We start from the raw sequence: 20,449 nt of genomic DNA on the forward strand, positions 1-20,449 counted from the left end.
CTATTGATAGCGGCTTTAACCACATCACCGTACTGCTTGACGAAGCCGTTGAGGCTCTCGCCGTACGCGCGGATGGCTGCTATTTGGATGGCACCTTCGGCAGGGGCGGGCACAGCCGTTTGATACTCAGCCAGCTCGGGCCCGACGGTAAGCTCCTCGGGTTCGACAAGGACCCTCAAGCGATTGCCACCGGGCAAGCGCTAGCGGCCGAAGACGGCCGCTTTGTCGTTGTGCAGCGCAGCTTTGCCGAGCTGGGTGCCGAAGTCGCCGAGCGCGGCATGGCAGGCAAGGTGGCCGGGGTTTTGCTCGACCTGGGCGTGTCTTCGCCGCAGCTCGACGACCCTGAGCGCGGCTTCAGCTTCATGAACGACGGCCCCCTGGATATGCGCATGGACCCCACACGTGGGGTCAGCGCTGCCCAGTTCATCGCCACTGCACCGGTGGAAGAAATCGCCCGCGTATTCAAGGAATACGGCGAAGAACGCTTCGCCGGCCGGATGGCGCGTGCCGTGGTCGAGCGTCGGGAAATCCAGCCTTTCGAGCGTACCGCCGACCTGGCCGAAGTGTTGAAGGTCGCCAACCCTGCGTGGGAAAAGGGCAAGAACCCGGCAACTCGCGCGTTCCAGGGTCTGCGCATTCACGTCAACAACGAATTGGGCGATCTGGAAGCCGGCCTCGAAGCCGCTCTGGATGCTCTGGAAGTGGGCGGTCGCCTGGTGGTGATCAGCTTCCACTCCCTGGAAGACCGCATCGTCAAACTGTTCATGCGTCGTCTGGTCAAGGGCGAGTCCGACAACCTGCCGCGCAACCTGCCGGTACGTTTCGAAGCCTTTGTGCCGAAAATCAAAATCCATGGCAAAGCGCAGTTCGCTTCCGAAGCCGAACTCAAGGCCAACCCACGTTCCCGTAGCGCCGTCATGCGCGTCGCGGAGAAGCTGCGGTGAGCAAGCTTTTCGCCAAACCCCTGCCGGGCGGCAGCTTCTTTATGTTGCTGCTGTTTGTCGGCGTGCTGGTGTCCGCGATTGCGGTGTCCTACAGCGCCCACTGGAACCGTCAGTTGCTCAATACCCTGTATGGGGAGTTGAGCGTGCGTGACAAGGCGCAGGCGGAGTGGGGCCGGTTGATCCTCGAACAAAGTACCTGGACAGCCCACAGCCGTATCGAAGTGCTGGCCACCGAGCAGTTGAAGATGCACATCCCGGGCGCGGCCGAAGTTCGCATGGTGGCGCCATGATGAAGCTCGAAGGCGCACTCTACCCGTGGCGTTTCCGCCTGATGCTCGGCTTGCTGGCATTGATGGTGGGTGCCATCGTCTGGCGCATCTTCGACCTGCAGGTGGTCGACCGCGACTTCCTGATCGGCCAGGGTGACGCCCGCAGCCTGCGGCATATTCCAATTCCTGCGCACCGCGGCCTGATCACCGACCGTAATGGCGAACCCCTGGCCGTCAGTACCCCGGTGACGACGCTGTGGGCCAACGCTAAAGAGCTGCAAGTTGCCAAGGACAAGTGGCCCGAGCTGGCCGCCGCCCTTGGCCAGGACCGCAAGGCCCTGACCGATCGCCTCGAAGCCCAGGCCAACAAGGAATTCATCTATCTGGTTCGCGGGCTCACACCCGAGCAGGGCCAGCAGGTGCTCGACCTTAAAATCCCCGGTGTCTACGGCATCGAGGAGTTTCGTCGTTTCTACCCGGCCGGTGAAACCACCGCGCACATGGTCGGCTTTACCGATATCGATGATCATGGTCGCGAAGGCGTTGAGCTGGCCTACGACGAATGGCTGGCCGGAGTTCCGGGCAAGCGGCAGGTCATCAAGGATCGGCGCGGCAGGCTGATCAAGGATGTCCAGGTCACCAAAAACGCCAAGGCCGGCAAGCCTCTGGCGTTGTCGATCGACCTGCGCCTGCAATACCTGGCCAACCGCGAACTGCGTAACGCGATCATCGAGAACGGCGCCAAGGCCGGTAGCCTGGTGATCATGGACGTGAAGACCGGCGAGATCCTCGCCATGGTCAACCAGCCGACCTACAACCCCAACAACCGTCGCAACCTGCAGCCGGCGATGATGCGTAACCGCGCAATGATCGACGTGTTCGAGCCCGGTTCGACCATGAAAGCCATCTCCATGAGCGCTGCCCTGGAAACCGGGCGCTGGAAACCTACCGACAAGGTCGAGGTTTACCCAGGCACCTTGCAACTTGGCAAATACACCATTCGTGACGTATCCCGCAGCGAAGGTCCGGTGCTGGATCTGACAGGCATCCTGATCAATTCCAGTAACGTGGGCATGAGTAAGGTCGCCTTCGACATTGGCGGCGAAACGATCTATCACCTGGCGCAGAAAATCGGTCTGGGGCAACCCACCGGCCTCGATTTCCCGGGTGAGCGCGTGGGCAACCTGCCGAACTACCGCGAGTGGAGAAAGGCCGAGACTGCCACGCTGTCCTACGGCTACGGTCTGTCGGTCACTGCGATCCAGCTGGCCCACGCGTTTTCGGTGTTGGCCAATAACGGCCGCATGGTGCCGCTGAGCCTGATCCATGTGGACGAACCGCCGAAAGCCAACCAGGTCATTCCGGAAAAAGTCGCCAAGACCATCCAGGGCATGCTGCAACAAGTGATCGAAGCTCCACGCGGTGTATTCCGGGCTCAGGTGCCGGCTTATCACGTGGCAGGCAAGTCCGGTACTGCGCGTAAGACGTCCGTGGGCACCAAAGGCTACGCCGAAAATTCCTACCGCTCGCTGTTCGCTGGCTTCGGCCCGATGAGCGACCCGCGCTACGCCATCGTCGTGGTCATCGACGAACCGAGTAAAGCCGGCTACTTCGGTGGCCTGGTCTCGGCGCCGGTGTTCAGCAAAGTGATGTCCGGCACCCTGCGCCTGATGAACATCACGCCGGACAATCTGCCGTCGACCCAACAAGCCAACGCCGGACCACCGGCCGCCGCTGTCAAAGCCAATGGAGGGCGCGGCTGATGTCTCTGAGCCTCAACAAGATTTTTGCCCATGCCGGCCGCGATCTGCTGATTCGCGAATTGAGCCTGGACAGCCGCAACGTACGCGCCGGTGACCTGTTCCTGGCGGTGCCTGGCGGCAAGTTCGATGGTCGTGCGCATATCGCAGACGCCCTGCAGCGCGGCGCGGCGGCTGTGGCCTATGAAGTGGAAGGCGCCACTGTGCTGCCGATCACCGACGTGCCGTTGATTCCAGTCAAGGGCCTGGCTGCGCAGCTCTCTGACATCGCCGGGCGTTTTTACGGCGACCCGAGCCGCCAACTCAACCTGATCGGCGTGACCGGCACCAATGGCAAGACCAGCGTGACCCAGTTGGTCGCCCAGGCTCTTGACCTGTTGGGCCAGCACTGCGGCATCGTCGGCACCCTGGGCACTGGCTTTTATGGTGCGCTGCAAAGCGGCCTGCACACCACGCCGAACCCGATTGCCGTGCAAGCGACCCTGGCCGACCTGAAAAAGGCCGGCGCCAAGGCGGTTGCCATGGAAGTTTCCTCACATGGTCTGGATCAGGGGCGAGTGGCTGCCCTGGCCTTTGACGTTGCGGTGATGACCAACCTGTCCCGTGATCACCTCGACTACCACGGCACCATGGAGGCGTACGCCGCCGCCAAGGCCAAGCTGTTTGCCTGGAATGACCTGAAGTGCCGGGTGATCAACCTGGACGACGCATTTGGCCGTCAACTGGCTGGCGAAGAAAGCGAAGCACGCCTGATCAGTTATAGCCTGAAAGATTCCAGTGCCTACCTGTATTGCCGCGAAGCCCAGTTCAATGACGAGGGCGTACGCGCCACGTTGGTCACGCCCCAGGGCGAACACCACTTGCGCAGTACCTTGCTCGGCCGCTTCAACCTGAGCAACGTACTCGCTGCCATCGGCGCGCTGCTGGGTCTGGATTACGCCCTGGATGAAATCCTGCGCGTACTGCCCAAGCTTGAGGGCCCGGCTGGCCGTATGCAGCGCCTGGGTGGCGGCAAACAGCCGCTGGTGGTGGTCGATTACGCCCATACCCCGGATGCCCTGGAAAAAGTTCTCGAAGCCCTGCGCCCACATGCCAAGGGCAAATTGCTCTGCCTGTTCGGCTGCGGCGGTGATCGCGATCGCGGCAAGCGTCCATTGATGGCTGAGATTGTCGAGCGTTTGGCCGACGGCGTACTCGTCACCGACGACAACCCGCGCAGTGAAGACCCAAGCCAGATTTTCGATGACATCCGTGTCGGCTTCAAAGATGCCTCCAAGGCCACCTTCGTTGCTGGTCGTGGTGCCGCCATTGCCCAACTGATTGCCAGCGCCAGCGCTGACGATGTGGTGGTGCTGGCGGGCAAGGGGCACGAGGACTACCAGGAAATCAACGGCGAGCGCCATGCCTTCTCCGATCTGGTCGAGGCTGATCACGCCTTGACTGCCTGGGAGGTCGCCCATGCTTAAAGTCATGCAGTTCAGCCAACTCACCCAGGCCCTGTCGGCCCGCGTAGTGTCGAGCGATTGCACCTTCAACGGCGTGAGTATCGACAGCCGCAACATTCAGCCTGGGCAGTTGTTTGTCGCCTTGGCAGGCCCGCGCTTCGATGGTCACGACTACCTGAACGAAGTCGCCGCCAAAGGTGCCGTCGGTGCCTTGGTACAGCGTGAAGTGCCCGACTCCACCTTGCCGCAATTGCTGGTGCCCGATACTCGCTTGGCCTTGGGTCAATTGGGGGCGCTCAACCGCGCTGCTTTTGACAAGCCGGTGGCGGCCATTACCGGCTCCAGCGGCAAGACCACGGTCAAGGAACTGCTTGCCGGTGTCCTGCGTACGCGCGGGCCGGTGCTTGCGACCCGGGGCAACCTCAACAATGATTTCGGCGCACCGCTGACCCTGCTCGAACTGGCCCCGGAGCACACGGCAGCCGTGATCGAGCTGGGGGCTTCGCGTATCGGCGAAATCGCCTACACCGTGGCGCTGACCAAGCCTCACGTGGCGATCATCAACAATGCCGGTACCGCCCATGTCGGCGAGTTCGGCGGCCCGGAAAAAATCGTCGAAGCCAAGGGTGAAATTCTTGAAGGGCTCGACGCCTCAGGCACCGCTGTGCTGAACCTGGACGACAAGGCTTTCGAGACCTGGCGTGTACGCGCCGCCGGTCGCAAGGTGCTGACGTTTGCGGTGCTCAATGCCGCGGCCGACTTCCATGCTTCAAATATCACCGTCGACGCCCGCGGTTGCCCGTCCTTCACCTTGCATACCCCGCAAGGCAGCGAACACGTGCAGCTGAACCTGCTGGGCAACCATAACGTTGCCAACGCCCTGGCCGCCGCCGCCGCCGCCCATGCCCTGGGCGTGTCGCTGTTCGGTATCGCTACGGGCCTGGGCGCGGTGCAGCCGGTCAAGGGCCGCACTGTGGCGCAATTGGCTGCCAACGGGATGCGCGTGATTGATGACACCTACAACGCCAACCAGTCCTCGGTCTGCGCCGCCATAGATCTGCTCAAGGGTTTCGATGGCCGCAAAGTACTGGTGCTGGGCGATATCGCCGAGCTGGGCGACTGGGCCGAGCAGTCCCATCGGGAAGTAGGTGCCTACGCCAGCGGCAAGGTCGACGCGCTCTACGCGGTCGGCCCGAACATGACTCACGCCGTGAGCGCCTTCGGTCCCGGTGCGCGGCATTTTGCGACGCAAGCTGAATTGATCCAGGCGCTGACGGCGACTGAACACGACAAACACACAACCATTTTGATCAAGGGATCGCGCAGCGCGGTGATGGAAAACGTCGTCGCAGCCTTGTGTGGCTCAAGTACGGAGAAACATTAATGCTGCTGCTGCTGGCTGAGTATCTGCAACAGTTCCACAAAGGCTTCGCGGTCTTTCAGTACCTGACCCTGCGCGGGATCCTGGGTGTGCTGACCGCGCTGTCTTTGTCACTGTTCCTGGGGCCGTGGATGATCCGCACCCTGCAGAACCTGCAAATTGGTCAATCGGTTCGCAACGACGGCCCGCAGTCGCACCTGTCCAAGTCCGGCACGCCGACCATGGGCGGTGCGCTGATCCTGTCGTCCATCGGCGTCAGCACCTTGCTCTGGGCCGACCTGCATAACCGCTACGTGTGGGTGGTGCTGCTGGTGACCCTGCTGTTCGGTGCCATCGGCTGGGTGGATGACTACCGCAAAGTGATCGAGAAAAACTCCAAGGGGCTGCCAAGCCGCTGGAAGTATTTCTGGCAGTCGGTGTTCGGCCTCGCTGCGGCAGTCTTCCTGTACACCACTGCGCCAAGCGCCGTGGAAACCACCTTGATCATCCCGATGCTCAAGGATGTGAGCATTCCACTGGGTGTCGGCTTCGTGGTGCTGACCTATTTCGTGATCGTCGGCTCCAGCAACGCGGTGAACCTGACCGACGGCCTTGATGGCCTGGCGATCATGCCGACGGTGATGGTTGGCGGTGCACTCGGCATCTTCTGCTACCTGTCGGGCAACGTGAAATTCGCAGAATACCTGCTGATCCCTTACGTACCGGGCGCCGGTGAGCTGATCGTGTTCTGCGGCGCGCTGATCGGTGCCGGCCTGGGGTTCCTGTGGTTCAACACCTACCCGGCACAAGTCTTCATGGGTGACGTCGGCGCGCTGGCGCTGGGCGCTGCCCTGGGCACCATTGCGGTGATCGTTCGCCAGGAAATCGTGCTGTTCATCATGGGCGGTGTGTTCGTGATGGAAACCCTGTCGGTGGTCATCCAGGTGGCTTCCTTCAAATTGACCGGGCGTCGTGTGTTCCGCATGGCGCCGATCCACCACCACTTTGAACTCAAGGGCTGGCCCGAGCCACGTGTGATTGTCCGTTTCTGGATCATCACCGTGATTCTGGTACTGGTCGGCCTTGCCACCCTGAAACTGAGGTAGAAACGAGTGTCCCTGATCGCTTCAGACCACTTCCGCATCGTTGTCGGCCTCGGCAAGAGCGGCATGTCCCTGGTTCGCTTCCTGGCGAACCGGGGCACGTCGTTTGCCGTGGCCGACACGCGGGAAAATCCACCGGAGCTGGTCACGCTGCGCCGTGACTACCCGCACGTGGAAGTGCGTTGTGGCGAGTTGGATGTCGAGTTTCTGTGCCGTGCCGATGAGCTCTACGTGAGCCCCGGCCTGGCGCTGGCTACACCCGCCCTGCAAGCTGCTGCAGCGCGTGGCGTCAAGCTGTCCGGTGATATCGATCTGTTTGCGCGTAACGCCAAGGCGCCGATCGTGGCCATCAGCGGTTCCAATGCGAAGAGCACCGTGACCACCCTGGTCGGCGAAATGGCGGCTGCGGCCGGCAAGCGCGTGGCTGTGGGCGGCAATCTCGGTGTGCCGGCGTTGGACCTGCTCAGCGACGACGTCGAGTTGTACGTGATGGAGTTGTCGAGCTTCCAGCTGGAAACCACCCACGATCTCGGCGCTGAAGTGGCCACCGTGCTGAATGTCAGCGAAGACCATATGGACCGCTACAGCGGCCTGCCGGCTTATCACCTGGCCAAGCACCGGATCTTCCGTGGCGCCAGGCAATTTGTAGTCAATCGCCAGGATGCCCTGAGCCGTCCGCTGATGGGCGAGGGCATGCCTTGCTGGACTTTCGGCCTGGGCAAACCCGATTTCAAAGGCTTCGGCATTCGCGAAGAGAACGGCGAGAAGTACCTGGCCTTCGAATTCCAGAACCTGATGCCGGTACGCGAGCTGAAGATCCGTGGCGCACATAACCAGTCCAATGCCCTGGCTGCACTGGCACTCGGTCATGCGGTTGGCCTGCCATTCGACGCGATGCTCGCCAGCCTGCGTACGTTCGCTGGCCTTGAGCATCGCTGCCAGTGGGTACGCGACCTCAATGGCGTGAGCTACTACAACGACTCCAAGGCCACCAACGTCGGTGCCGCCCTGGCTGCCATCGAGGGCCTGGGTGCCGATATCGACGGCAAGCTGGTGCTGATCGCGGGTGGTGATGGCAAGGGCGCCGACTTCAAGGACCTTGCAAATCCGGTCGCCGCCCATTGCCGCGCCGTGGTGCTGGTGGGTCGCGATTCGGACCTGATCGCCGCCGCCCTCGGCGACGCGGTGCCGCAAGTACGCGCGACTTCGCTGGATGACGCCATTGCCCAATGCAAAGCCCTGGCCCAGCCGGGTGACGCGGTGCTGCTGTCGCCGGCCTGCGCCAGTTTCGACATGTTCAAGAATTACGAAGAGCGCGGTCAGCTGTTCGCCCGCGCCGTGGAGGCCTTGGCATGAGCCTCAACCTGAAAAACATCATCAAGCCGTACCCGTCGCCGATCATTACCGGGCGCGGCATCGACCTCGATTTCCCGATGCTCGCCGGGTGCCTCGCGCTGCTCGGCCTGGGCCTGGTGATGATCACTTCGGCATCCTCCGAAGTGGCTGCCGTGCAGTCGGGCAATACCCTTTACATGATGATCCGTCACCTGGTGTATCTGGTGATCGGCCTCGGCGCGTGCATCGTCACCATGATGATTCCTATCGCCACCTGGCAGCGTCTGGGCTGGCTGATGCTGATCGGCGCGTTCGGCTTGCTGGTGATGGTGATCGTGCCCGGCATCGGCCGCGAGGTGAACGGTTCGATGCGCTGGATCGGCTTCGGCGCGTTCAACGTGCAGCCCTCGGAGATCGCCAAAGTGTTCGTGGTGATCTACCTGGCCGGTTACCTGGTACGCCGTCAGAAAGAAGTGCGCGAAAGCTGGATGGGCTTCTTCAAACCCTTCATCGTGCTGCTGCCCATGGCCGGGCTATTGCTGATGGAACCCGACTTCGGTGCCACCGTGGTCATGATGGGGGCTGCGGCGGCCATGCTGTTCCTCGGCGGCGTCGGACTGTTCCGCTTCACCTTGATGGTGGTATTGGCAGTCGCGGCGGTGACCATTCTGGTACAAGCGCAGCCTTACCGGATGGCGCGTCTGATTACCTTTACCGACCCCTGGTCCGATCAGTTCGGTTCCGGCTACCAGTTGACCCAGGCGCTGATTGCCTTCGGTCGCGGCGAGTGGCTGGGCGTGGGCCTGGGCAACAGCGTGCAGAAGCAGTTCTACCTGCCCGAAGCCCACACCGACTTCGTGTTCTCGGTACTGGCCGAAGAGCTGGGTGTCGTGGGTTCGCTGTGCACTGTCGGCCTGTTCGTATTCGTCTGTGTACGCGCCATGTACATCGGTCTGTGGGCCGAGAAGGCCAAGCAGTTCTTTGCCGCCTACGTTGCCTACGGGCTGGCGTTCCTGTGGATCGGCCAATTCCTGATCAACATCGGCGTGAACGTCGGCCTGTTGCCGACCAAGGGCCTGACCTTGCCGTTCCTCAGCTACGGTGGCAGTTCGTTGGTGATCTGCTGCGCCTGTCTTGGCTTGTTGCTGCGTATCGAGTGGGAGAGTCGAACCCACTTGGGCAGCGAAGAGATGGAGTTCAGCGAAAGCGACTTCGCCGAGGAGCCGACCCATGGGCGCTAACGTGTTGATCATGGCCGGCGGCACCGGGGGGCATGTGTTCCCGGCCCTGGCTTGCGCCCGTGAATTCCAGAACCGCGGCTATACCGTGCACTGGTTGGGTACGCCCCGTGGCATTGAAAACGAGTTGGTGCCCAATGCCGGTTTGCCCCTGCATTTGATCAACGTCACCGGCCTGCGTGGCAAGAGCAAGTTGTCCCTGCTCAAGGCGCCGTTCGTGTTGCTCAAGGCGGTCATGCAGGCACGCAGGATCATCCGCGAACTGAAGCCGGTGTGCGTGCTCGGTTTCGGTGGTTATGTGACCGGCCCTGGTGGCGTTGCGGCGAAGCTCGCTGGCGTACCGGTGATCGTGCACGAACAGAACGCCGTCGCCGGGACTGCCAACCGTCTGCTGGTGCCGTTGGCATCGCGGGTGTGTGAAGCCTTCCCGAAAACCTTCGCTGCCTCGGACAAGCTTCGTACCACCGGTAACCCAGTGCGTACCGAACTGTTCATGGCCATTGCGCGTGACGCTCTGGCCGGCCGCAAGGCGCACCTGCTGATCCTGGGCGGAAGCCTGGGCGCCGAGCCACTGAACAAATTGCTGCCTGAAGCCGTTGCGCAACTTCCTGAGACTCTGCGCCCGGAGATCTTCCACCAGGCCGGCAAGAACCATGATGAAGTCACCGCCACGCGTTATCGCGAGGCCGGTGTGGAGGCCAATGTACAGCCCTTCATCAAAGACATGGCCCAAGCCTATGGCTGGGCCGACCTGGTGGTCTGCCGCGCTGGTGCGCTGACCGTCAGTGAACTGGCCGCTGCCGGTCTGCCGTCGTTGCTGGTGCCTTTGCCCCATGCGATCGACGATCACCAGACCCGCAACGCCGAATATTTGGCCGGGGAGGGCGCTGCCTTCCTGCTGCCGCAAAGAACGACTGGCGCCGCCGATTTGGCCGCACGCCTGACCGAGGTTTTGATGCAACCGGAACGACTCAACAGCATGGCGAGCACCGCAAGCCGCCTGGCCAAACCTGACGCAACCCGCACCGTGGTCGATATCTGCCTGGAGGTGGCCCATGGTTGAGAATCAGAAAGCCATGCCGCAACCCGAGATGCGCCGCATCCGTCGCATTCACTTCGTCGGTATCGGTGGTGTGGGCATGTGCGGCATCGCCGAAGTACTGCTGAACCTGGGCTACCAGGTGTCCGGCTCGGACTTGAAAGAGTCGCCGGTCACCGAGCGTCTGAAGTCCTTCGGTGCGCAGATCTTTATCGGCCACCGTGCCGAGAACGCCGCCGAGGCCGACGTGCTGGTGGTGTCCAGTGCCGTGAACACGTCCAACCCGGAAGTGGCCACCGCCCTTGAACGCCGTATCCCGGTGGTGCCGCGTGCCGAGATGCTCGCCGAACTGATGCGCTATCGCCACGGCATCGCCGTCGCCGGTACCCATGGCAAGACCACCACCACCAGCCTGATCGCTTCGGTGTTCGCCGCCGGTGGCCTGGACCCGACGTTCGTCATCGGTGGCCGCCTGAATGCAGCCGGCACCAATGCCCAGCTCGGCACCAGCCGCTATCTGATCGCCGAAGCCGATGAAAGCGATGCGAGCTTCCTGCACCTGCAACCGCTGGTCGCCGTCGTCACCAACATCGACGAAGACCACATGGCGACCTACGACGGTGACTTCAATAAACTGAAGAAAACCTTCGTCGACTTCCTGCACAACCTGCCGTTCTACGGTCTGGCGGTGGTGTGCCTGGACGATCCGGTGGTGCGTGAAATCCTGCCGCAGGTCAAGCGTCCGACCGTGACCTACGGCTTCAGCGAAGACGCCGATGTGCGCGCAATCAATGTACGCCAGGAAGGCATGCAAACCTTCTTCACCGTGTTGCGTCCCGACCGCGAACCGCTGGATGTCTCGGTGAACATGCCGGGCAACCACAACGTGCTGAACTCCCTGGCGACCATCTGCATCGCCACCGATGAGGGCGTCAGCGATGAAGCCATCGTCGAAGGGCTGTCGCGCTTTGCCGGTGTCGGCCGTCGCTTCCAGGTCTACGGCCAGTTGCCGGTTGAAGGCGGTGACGTGATGCTGGTGGACGACTACGGTCACCACCCGACCGAAGTTGCCGCTGTGATCAAGGCCGTGCGCGGCGGCTGGCCGGAGCGCCGCCTGGTGATGGTTTACCAGCCGCACCGCTACAGCCGTACCCGCGACCTGTACGACGATTTCGTCAATGTACTGGCCGATGCCAACGTGCTGCTGCTGATGGAGGTTTACCCGGCCGGTGAAGAACCGATCCCGGGCGCTGACAGCCGCAAGCTGTGCAACAGCATCCGCCAGCGTGGCCAACTGGACCCGATCTACATCGAGCGTGGCGTCGACCTGGCCCCTATCGTCAAGCCGTTGCTGCGCGCCGGCGACATCCTGCTGTGCCAGGGTGCCGGTGATATCGGTGGCCTTGCGCCCAAGTTGCTGGCGAGCCCGCTGTTTGCAGCCGTGGCAAAGGGGGCGTCGAAATGATCACTGACTACGGCTCCCTGTTTTCCACTGTCGCGCCTGCCGATTTCGGTCGCGTCGCTGTGCTGTTCGGCGGCAAGAGCGCTGAGCGCGAAGTGTCGCTCAAGTCCGGCAATGCCGTGCTCCAGGCGCTGCAAAGTGCCGGTGTGAACGCCTTTGGCATCGACGTCGGCGATGACTTCCTCGCCCGTCTGCAAGCCGAGAAGATCGACCGCGCCTTCATCATCCTCCATGGTCGTGGCGGTGAAGACGGCAGCATGCAAGGCCTGCTCGAATGTGCCGGCATCCCCTACACCGGTAGCGGTATCCTCGCTTCCGCGCTGGCGATGGACAAATTGCGCACCAAGCAGGTGTGGCACAGCCTGGGTATTCCGACCCCGCGTCACGCCGTGCTGTGCAGCGAAGACGATTGTATTTCTGCGGCCAAGGAACTGGGCCTGCCTTTGATCGTCAAACCAGCCCATGAAGGCTCCAGTATCGGCATGGCTAAAGTGAACTCGGCCGCCGAATTGATCGACGCATGGAAAGCGGCAAGTACCTACGATTCGCAAGTGTTGGTGGAACAGTGGATTTCCGGTCCCGAGTACACCATCGCCACCCTGCGTGGCCAGGTATTGCCGCCCATCGCCTTGGGCACGCCCCACACCTTTTATGACTACGACGCCAAGTACCTGGCTTCCGATACCCAGTACCGGATCCCATGTGGCCTCGAAGCAACCAAGGAACAGCAATTGATGGACCTCACGGCGAAAGCCTGTGAGGCGTTGGGTATCGCCGGTTGGGCGCGGGCAGACGTGATGCAGGATGACCAAGGGAATTTCTGGTTCCTTGAAGTCAACACCGCACCGGGGATGACCGACCACAGCCTGGTGCCGATGGCCGCTCGCGCAGCCGGCCTGGATTTTCAGCAGTTGGTGCTGGCGATCCTGGCGGCAAGTATCGAGTCACGAGGCTAAGACATGAAAGGCGCATCGCTTCGTCATCAGCCCCCACAAGCACCGAGCCGCAAGCCGGTGCCACGGGGTGCCAGCCGCATGGTGGCCAAAGAGCCGATGTCGGCGCGCCTGCCCAAAGCCAACTTTGGTTTTATCAAGGCGCTGTTCTGGCCGGTATTGCTGGTGGTGCTGGGGTTCGGTACCTACGAAGGCGCGCAACGCCTGCTGCCGTATGCCGACCGGCCGATCACCAAGATCAGCGTGCAGGGCGACTTGAGCTACATCAGCCAGCAGGCGGTACAGCAGCGCATCGGCCCGTACCTGGCCGCGAGCTTCTTTACCATCGACCTGGCCGGTATGCGCTCGGAGCTGGAACAGATGCCGTGGATCGCACACGCCGAAGTGCGCCGCGTATGGCCCGACCAGGTCACGATCCGCCTGGAAGAACAACTGCCCGTGGCCCGTTGGGGTGATGAAGCGCTGTTGAACAACCAGGGCCAGGCGTTCACCCCGCGTGAGCTGGCCAACTATGAGCACCTGCCGCAGCTGTTCGGGCCGCAGCGGGCGCAGCAGCAAGTGATGCAGCAGTACCAGGCCTTGAGCCAGATGCTGCGGCCACTGGGCTTCTCCATTGCACGCCTGGAACTGCGTGAACGGGGCAGCTGGTTTTTGACGACCGGGGCAGGCAGTTCCGGCCCGGGCATCGAGTTGTTGCTGGGACGCGACCGCTTGGTGGAAAAGATGCGCCGCTTTATTGCCATCTATGAAAAAACCTTGAAAGAACAGATTACGAACATTGCGAGCGTCGACCTGCGTTACGCCAACGGCCTGGCCGTCGGCTGGCGTGCACCGGCCGCGCCCACGGCAGCACAACCCGCTGTCGCGAAGAATTAAGAAGAGGCAGGACCCATGGCAAACGTGCAAAGCGGCAAAATGATCGTCGGTCTCGATATCGGCACCTCCAAGGTGGTGGCGCTGGTGGGCGAGGTTGGGGAAGACGGCGCGATCGAAATCGTCGGTATTGGCACGCATCCGTCCCGGGGCCTGAAGAAGGGCGTGGTGGTGAACATCGAGTCCACCGTGCAATCGATCCAGCGCGCCATCGAAGAAGCGCAGCTGATGGCCGGTTGCCGGATTCACTCGGCGTTCGTCGGCGTGGCCGGCAACCATATCCGCAGCCTGAATTCCCATGGCATCGTGGCGATCCGCGACCGTGAAGTCAGCTCGGCCGACCTTGAGCGCGTCCTCGACGCCGCCCAGGCCGTGGCGATCCCGGCTGACCAGCGCGTGCTGCACACCCTGCCGCAGGACTACGTGATCGATAACCAGGAAGGCGTGCGCGAGCCCCTGGGCATGTCGGGCGTACGTCTGGAAGCCAAGGTTCACGTGGTGACCTGCGCCGTCAACGCCGCACAGAACATTGAAAAATGCGTGCGCCGTTGCGGCCTGGAAATCGACGACATCATTCTCGAGCAGTTGGCTTCGGCCTACTCGGTACTCACCGACGACGAAAAAGAGCTGGGCGTGTGCCTGGTGGACATCGGCGGCGGCACCACCGACATCGCGATCTTCACCGAGGGTGCGATCCGTCACACCGCGGTGATCCCGATTGCCGGCGACCAGGTCACCAACGACATCGCCATGGCGTTGCGTACACCGACCCAGTACGCCGAAGAAATCAAGATCCGCTACGCCTGCGCCCTGGCCAAACTGGCCGGTGCCGGCGAGACCATCAAGGTGCCGAGCGTGGGCGACCGTCCACCGCGCGAACTGTCGCGCCAGGCTCTGGCCGAAGTGGTCGAGCCGCGCTACGACGAACTGTTCACCCTGATCCAGGCCGAACTGCGTCGCAGCGGCTACGAAGATTTGATCCCGGCCGGCATCGTGCTGACCGGTGGCACCTCGAAAATGGAAGGCGCGGTCGAACTGGCCGAAGAGATCTTCCACATGCCTGTGCGCCTGGGCGTGCCCCATGGCGTGAAAGGCCTGGGCGACGTCGTGCGCAACCCGATTTATTCCACCGGTGTGGGCTTGCTGTTGTACGGGCTGCAAAAGCAGACCGATGGCATTTCCCTGTCGGGCCCGAGCATCCGCGACAGCTACCGCAGTGACGACGAAGCCAAAGCGCCGTTGTTCGAGCGGTTGCAGGCTTGGGTCAAAGGCAACTTCTAAAGATTTACCGCAACACCGCAGCACCCGCAGTAAGCAGTAGGCGAAAAAACTAGAGAAAACGAAAGGAGAGGGAACATGTTTGAACTCGTAGACAACATCCCCGCTAGCCCGGTTATCAAAGTAATCGGTGTCGGCGGTGGCGGCGGCAACGCTGTCAACCACATGGTCAAGAGCAACATTGAAGGCGTTGAATTCATCTGCGCCAACACTGATGCCCAGGCGCTGAAAAGCATCGGCGCGCGGACCATCCTGCAATTGGGCACAGCGGTGACCAAGGGCCTCGGCGCTGGCGCCAATCCGGAAGTCGGCCGTCAAGCCGCTCTGGAAGACCGCGAGCGTATTGCCGAAGTGCTGCAAGGCACCAACATGGTGTTCATCACCACCGGCATGGGCGGCGGTACCGGTACCGGTGCTGCTCCGATCATTGCCGAAGTGGCCAAGGAAATGGGGATTCTGACCGTTGCGGTCGTGACGCGTCCGTTCCCGTTCGAAGGCCGCAAGCGCATGCAGATCGCCGACGAAGGTATCCGTCTGCTGTCTGAAAGCGTCGACTCGTTGATCACCATCCCCAACGAGAAACTGCTGACCATCCTGGGCAAGGACGCAAGCCTGCTGTCTGCGTTCGCCAAGGCTGACGATGTACTGGCCGGTGCCGTTCGCGGTATCTCCGACATCATCAAGCGTCCGGGCATGATCAACGTCGACTTTGCCGACGTTCGTACCGTCATGAGCGAAATGGGCATGGCGATGATGGGCACTGGCTGCGCCAGCGGTCCTAACCGTGCACGCGAAGCGACCGAAGCGGCCATCCGCAACCCGTTGCTCGAAGACGTGAACCTGCAAGGTGCACGCGGCATCCTGGTAAACATCACCGCAGGTCCCGACCTGTCCCTGGGTGAGTACTCCGACGTGGGTAGCATCATCGAAGCCTTCGCGTCCGAGCACGCCATGGTCAAGGTGGGTACCGTTATCGATCCGGATATGCGTGATGAACTGCATGTAACCGTGGTTGCGACCGGCCTGGGTGCGAAAATCGAGAAGCCTGTAAAGGTCATCGACAACACCCTGCACAACAGCCAGGTCAGCCAGGCTAATCAGGCAGCGGCCGCTGCAGCACCTGCTCGCCAGGAACTGCCGTCGGTGAACTACCGTGATCTGGACCGTCCGACCGTGATGCGCAACCAGGCCCAGGCCGGTGCTGCTGCATCCCGTAGCCTGAATCCGCAAGATGATCTGGACTACCTGGACATCCCGGCATTCCTGCGTCGTCAGGCCGATTAATGGAATGTATCAGGGCTATGAAGGTGATTGGTGTTCAGCAAAGGTCTGGTCTGTTATTATCGCCAGCCTTTGTTGATACCAGTTCGCAATTTGCGCTGAAGCGGTCCAAGCCATGATTAAACAACGCACCCTGAAGAATATTATCCGTGCCACAGGTGTAGGTCTGCACTCCGGGGAGAAGGTATACCTGACCCTCAAGCCCGCACCTGTCGACACCGGCATCGTGTTTGTTCGTGCCGACCTGGACCCTGTGGTGCAGATTCCTGCTCGCGCGGAAAACGTTGGCGAAACCACGATGTCGACCACTCTGGTCAACGGTGACGTCAAAGTGGACACGGTGGAGCACTTGCTCTCGGCCATGGCTGGCCTGGGCATCGATAACGCCTACGTCGAGCTCTCCGCGTCCGAAGTCCCGATCATGGATGGCAGCGCTGGACCCTTCGTATTCTTGATTCAATCTGCCGGCCTGGAAGAACAGGACGCAGCCAAGAAGTTCATTCGCATTCTGCGGGAAGTGACAGTAGAAGACGGCGACAAGCGCGCCACCTTCGTCCCGTTCGAAGGCTTTAAAGTGAGCTTTGAGATCGATTTCGATCACCCGGTATTCCGTGACCGCACCCAAAGTGCAAGCGTGGATTTTTCCAGCACTTCGTTCGTAAAAGAAGTCAGCCGCGCCCGTACCTTTGGTTTCATGAGTGACATCGAGTACCTGCGCAAGCACAACCTCGCACTCGGCGGCAGCGTTGAAAACGCCATTGTGGTCGACGCGGATGGTGTACTGAACGAAGACGGCCTTCGCTACGAAGACGAATTCGTGAAGCACAAGATCCTCGATGCAATCGGTGACCTCTACCTGCTGGGCAATAGCCTGATAGGCGAGTTCAAAGGCTTCAAGTCGGGCCACGCCCTTAACAACCAGCTGCTGCGCAAGTTGATTGAGCAGACAGACGCTTGGGAAGTCGTGACCTTCGAAGATGCCAGCACCGCACCGATCTCTTACATGCGTCCCGTTGCGGCGGTGTAAGTAACAACTCTCTTTCTTTAGTTTTTAAAGGCTGCCTTCGGGTGGCCTTTTTTTATGGCGCGCCGTTTTATATGGGATGGGTTGCCGCATCCACAATGCGGTTACGCCCACTGTGCTTGGCCTCATACAACGCTTGGTCAGCCTTGAGCAGCAAGTCCTCAAGGGTGATACGGCTGTGCTTGTGCCAGGTACTCATGCCGATGCTCACCGTGATCGGCTGATCATCCCCGGCCACCTGCGGCAAATGCTGAACGCTCTGGCGGATACGCTCGGCGATCACCCAGGCGCCCTTGGCGTCGGTATGGGGCAGCACCGCGGCGAACTCTTCACCGCCATAACGCGCGGCCAGGTCGGCCGGGCGACGGATAGTGCTGTTGATTACCTGCGCGACTGCCCGCAACGCATCATCCCCACCCTGATGGCCGTGGCGGTCGTTGAAGGCCTTGAAGTGGTCCACGTCGATCATCAGCACAGTCAGCGGCTCGGTTGAGCGCTGCGCACGGTCCCATTCCATACGCAAACGCTCGTCCAGAGTACGACGGTTGGCCAGGCCGGTGAGGGCGTCGGTGGCTGCCAGTTCTGACAGCACTTGCTCAGCACGATGGCGACGGCGCAATTCCATGCACAGCGCCCAGGTCAGCCACAACAGACCCACGCATAACACCCCCGTCGCAAGGCTGACCAGCCACGCTGCGCGCCGCCAGGGCGCGAACACTTCATCACTGGAAAGGGCCACCGCAACGATCAATGGCAAATTGCCCACATTGGAGAAACTGTAAAGGCGTGCCTGATGGTCGACACTGGAGATGCTTTGGAAACTGCCGTCCCGTTCACGCAGCATACGTGCGACGTTGGGGCGTTGGCTCAGGTCCTTATTGATGATATCCGCTTCCAGCAAAGGCTCTTGCGCCAGCAGGATGCCTTGGTGGTTGAGCAGGTTGATCGTGCTGTTGCTGCCGATATTCAGGCTGGTGAACAGCTGGTGGAAGTACGACAGGCGCATGGACGCGACGGCGACTCCCAGGAAGCGCCCGTCCGGTGACGAAACGCGGCGGCTGAACGCGATGCGCCATTGGTCATCGCACACACAGCGGGCCATGAACGGACGGCTGATGTACAACCCCACGTCCGGATTCTGGCGGTGAACCTGAAAATAGTCCCGATCAGCGAAGTTGCCGGGCTTGATCGTGAGCAGTGACGAGTCGGCAATCACCTCGCCGGTGGGATCCAGCAACAGGACATCGCCCTTGTATGGCGCGGCGGCGGAGCGGTCGAACAGCACCAACTGACGGATACTCGCGGATACATCCTGCAGGTCAGTACGTTCGGTAGCGGTGATCAAACCCTTGAGGCCCACATCGTAGAGTTCGACATTGCGCAACACGTCGGCGTCGATCAATTGGGTGATGGTATTGGCGGTGCGCTTGGCCGTCTGCAAGGTATTGGCGTGTTCACGAATCAGCAGCGCCGTGACGACTCCCACGATCAGCAACACTGTCAGCGTGCTGCCCAGGATAAGCAGGCGCTCAGGGCGGGTAAGGCTTGGGCTCATCGGACGCACTTCTGCTTTGAGGATGCCAATAGCTTAGTAGCAACTCTGGAATAGGTCGCAGAACCCAAATGTGGGAGCAATCCCCCTCCCACATTTGGAACGTTGTCAGAAGATGTTGATGGGGTAATCCACAATCACACGGTACTCATCCACATCCCGATCCACTGCCGAGTAGCCATTGCTTCCTCGATTAGTCGCCCATTGCAGGCGCACGGCCAGGTCCTTGGCCTTGCCACCCTGCACCACATATTTCACGTCGATATCCCGTTCCCAATGCTTGGCGTCCTTGCCGTCGGCGCTGTACCAACTGCTGTAGCCACGACTGTTGGGGTCGACCTTGGTCAGGTCGGTCTTGCCGCTGATGTAGGACACGGCAGACGTCAGCCCCGGCACGCCGAGGCCGGCGAAGTCGTAGGCGTACTTGAGCTTCCAGGAGCGCTCGTTGGGGCCGTTGAAGTCCGAGTACTGCTGGGAGTTGTCCAGGTACACGCTGTCGCCCTGGGTGATGTAGTCGAACGGCGTGTTGCCGTTGACCCGCTGATAGGTGGCCGTGACGCTGTGGTTGCCCACGCCTACAGTGAAATGCAGGCTGTAGGTGTTGTTGTCGATATCACCCAGCAGCGATTGGCCGGTGTCCTGGGTGTGGTAGTAGTGCAGGCCGGGGGTCAGGCTGACCAGATCATTGAGGGCGTAGGTATATTCGAGGTCGTAGTAGTACTGGTGCCATACGTCCTTGAGTTCGGAGGCGTACAGGTTGCTGGTCAACCCGGCAATGCCGCTGAACGACACGCCGGCCCAGTCCAGGTGCTGGCTGTCGGCATTGGCCGGCAATGCACCGTAGCTGGTGCCGATGCGCCGATGGCCGCTCTGGTTGTAGAGCTTGGTAAAGCTGGCCTGGCCGCCTTCGATCATCCAGCCGTCAAAGCTGTGGTTGGTCAGGCTTACACCCCGGAACGTCTGCGGCAACATGCGCGTCATGCCGCCGGCGATCACCGGGTTGTTGAGGAACAGGTCGCCGGCTTTCAGTTCGGTATCGAAGGCACGCATTTTCAAGGTGCCGCCGGCGGTGGAAAACGAACCCGGTGCCTTGCCGTTGCCGCTGCCGTAGGGAAGGATGCTGGAGCCATCAGTGCCGCCGCCGCCGTCGAGCTTCAGGCCGAGCATGGCGTTGACGTCCAGGCCAAAGCCGACGGTGCCCTGGGTGTAGCCGGACTCGAAAGTGCCGATAAAGCCCTGGCCCCATTCCTTGCTGTCATCGGTATGGATGTCGCGACGGTCGCGGTTCATGTAGTAGTTGCGGGTGTTGACCGTGAGGTGCGAACCCTCGACGAAGCCTTCGTCGGGCGGGGCGTCCGCCGCGTGGGCAAGGGGGATGATCGTTGCTGCGATTGCGAGGAATAACGGGGTGAACGTCAGCGAGTTCTTCACCGGTGGAGCTCCTTTGGTCAATCATGAACGGCCAGTGTCGTGGGGTGTGCCCGGCCTTTTTTCACGGCAAAAAAAAGCCGCTGAAGTCAGCGGCTTTAAGAC

General features: G+C 61.4%; 17 protein-coding genes. 15 read left to right on the forward strand and 2 right to left on the reverse strand.

All coding sequences use genetic code 11. The annotated features are described in order from the left end of the window. Positions 1–2 precede the first annotated feature (2 nt). The 15 genes from rsmH to lpxC all read left to right on the forward strand — a co-directional run bounded on the left by rsmH (position 3) and on the right by lpxC (position 17,367). Positions 3–944: a 16S rRNA (cytosine(1402)-N(4))-methyltransferase RsmH gene (gene rsmH / locus E3O56_RS07625; protein WP_087945273.1), complete on the forward strand. Its 942-nt coding sequence runs from the start codon at positions 3–5 to the stop codon at positions 942–944. Continuing rightward, positions 941–1,234 (forward strand): cell division protein FtsL, encoded by a 294-nt coding sequence (gene ftsL, locus E3O56_RS07630; protein ID WP_003188663.1) that lies wholly within the window; start codon positions 941–943, stop codon positions 1,232–1,234. Before rsmH ends, ftsL begins: the two co-directional genes overlap by 4 nt. Beyond that, the gene (locus E3O56_RS07635; RefSeq protein WP_248128219.1) at positions 1,234–2,976 is read left to right on the forward strand and encodes a penicillin-binding protein 2; all 1,743 of its coding nucleotides are present in this window, start codon (positions 1,234–1,236) and stop codon (positions 2,974–2,976) included. Before ftsL ends, E3O56_RS07635 begins: the two co-directional genes overlap by 1 nt. Continuing rightward, a complete protein-coding gene (locus E3O56_RS07640; protein ID WP_005784935.1) occupies positions 2,976–4,439 on the forward strand; it encodes a UDP-N-acetylmuramoyl-L-alanyl-D-glutamate--2,6-diaminopimelate ligase in 1,464 nt (487 codons plus the stop codon). Before E3O56_RS07635 ends, E3O56_RS07640 begins: the two co-directional genes overlap by 1 nt. Next, on the forward strand, positions 4,432–5,802 hold the full coding sequence (gene murF / locus E3O56_RS07645) for a UDP-N-acetylmuramoyl-tripeptide--D-alanyl-D-alanine ligase (protein ID WP_248128059.1): 1,371 nt from the start codon (positions 4,432–4,434) through the stop codon (positions 5,800–5,802). The genes E3O56_RS07640 and murF overlap by 8 nt, the downstream gene beginning before the upstream one ends. After that, positions 5,802–6,884, forward strand: a complete 1,083-nt coding sequence (mraY, locus tag E3O56_RS07650) for a phospho-N-acetylmuramoyl-pentapeptide-transferase (protein ID WP_005784939.1) — start codon at positions 5,802–5,804, stop codon at positions 6,882–6,884. Before murF ends, mraY begins: the two co-directional genes overlap by 1 nt. Before the next feature lie 6 nt (positions 6,885–6,890). After that, a complete protein-coding gene (murD, locus tag E3O56_RS07655) occupies positions 6,891–8,237 on the forward strand; it encodes a UDP-N-acetylmuramoyl-L-alanine--D-glutamate ligase (RefSeq protein WP_248128060.1) in 1,347 nt (448 codons plus the stop codon). A gap of 8 nt (positions 8,238–8,245) precedes the next feature. Beyond that, complete coding sequence (ftsW, locus tag E3O56_RS07660) at positions 8,246–9,457, forward strand: putative lipid II flippase FtsW (RefSeq protein ID WP_164365925.1); 1,212 nt, start codon at positions 8,246–8,248, stop codon at positions 9,455–9,457. Further along, complete coding sequence (gene murG / locus E3O56_RS07665) at positions 9,447–10,517, forward strand: undecaprenyldiphospho-muramoylpentapeptide beta-N-acetylglucosaminyltransferase (RefSeq protein ID WP_032877722.1); 1,071 nt, start codon at positions 9,447–9,449, stop codon at positions 10,515–10,517. The genes ftsW and murG overlap by 11 nt, the downstream gene beginning before the upstream one ends. Then, the gene (gene murC, locus E3O56_RS07670) at positions 10,510–11,958 is read left to right on the forward strand and encodes a UDP-N-acetylmuramate--L-alanine ligase (RefSeq protein ID WP_005784945.1); all 1,449 of its coding nucleotides are present in this window, start codon (positions 10,510–10,512) and stop codon (positions 11,956–11,958) included. The genes murG and murC overlap by 8 nt, the downstream gene beginning before the upstream one ends. Beyond that, on the forward strand, positions 11,955–12,911 hold the full coding sequence (locus tag E3O56_RS07675; RefSeq protein WP_032877721.1) for a D-alanine--D-alanine ligase: 957 nt from the start codon (positions 11,955–11,957) through the stop codon (positions 12,909–12,911). The genes murC and E3O56_RS07675 overlap by 4 nt, the downstream gene beginning before the upstream one ends. 3 nt (positions 12,912–12,914) lie before the next feature. Then, a complete protein-coding gene (locus tag E3O56_RS07680; RefSeq protein WP_032803262.1) occupies positions 12,915–13,784 on the forward strand; it encodes a cell division protein FtsQ/DivIB in 870 nt (289 codons plus the stop codon). Between the two features lie 15 nt (positions 13,785–13,799). Beyond that, positions 13,800–15,062, forward strand: coding sequence for a cell division protein FtsA (gene ftsA, locus E3O56_RS07685; protein ID WP_003188682.1), 1,263 nt, complete (start codon positions 13,800–13,802; stop codon positions 15,060–15,062). Positions 15,063–15,137: 75 nt separating this feature from the next. After that, a complete protein-coding gene (gene ftsZ / locus E3O56_RS07690; RefSeq protein ID WP_005784951.1) occupies positions 15,138–16,343 on the forward strand; it encodes a cell division protein FtsZ in 1,206 nt (401 codons plus the stop codon). A gap of 112 nt (positions 16,344–16,455) precedes the next feature. Next, complete coding sequence (gene lpxC, locus E3O56_RS07695; protein ID WP_003171886.1) at positions 16,456–17,367, forward strand: UDP-3-O-acyl-N-acetylglucosamine deacetylase; 912 nt, start codon at positions 16,456–16,458, stop codon at positions 17,365–17,367. A 67-nt stretch (positions 17,368–17,434) separates the two neighbouring features. Here lpxC and E3O56_RS07700 read toward each other — a convergent pair whose 3' ends face one another. Both E3O56_RS07700 and E3O56_RS07705 read right to left on the reverse strand, forming a co-directional pair. Further along, complete coding sequence (locus E3O56_RS07700) at positions 17,435–18,919, reverse strand: diguanylate cyclase (RefSeq protein ID WP_032877720.1); 1,485 nt, start codon at positions 18,917–18,919, stop codon at positions 17,435–17,437. Between the two features lie 105 nt (positions 18,920–19,024). Next, positions 19,025–20,347 (reverse strand): OprD family porin, encoded by a 1,323-nt coding sequence (locus tag E3O56_RS07705; protein ID WP_032877718.1) that lies wholly within the window; start codon positions 20,345–20,347, stop codon positions 19,025–19,027. Positions 20,348–20,449 lie beyond the last annotated feature (102 nt).

This window comes from Pseudomonas sp. W2Aug9 (assembly GCF_023127755.1).
In the GTDB taxonomy this organism is placed as follows: Bacteria; Pseudomonadota; Gammaproteobacteria; order Pseudomonadales; family Pseudomonadaceae; genus Aquipseudomonas; species Aquipseudomonas synxantha_A.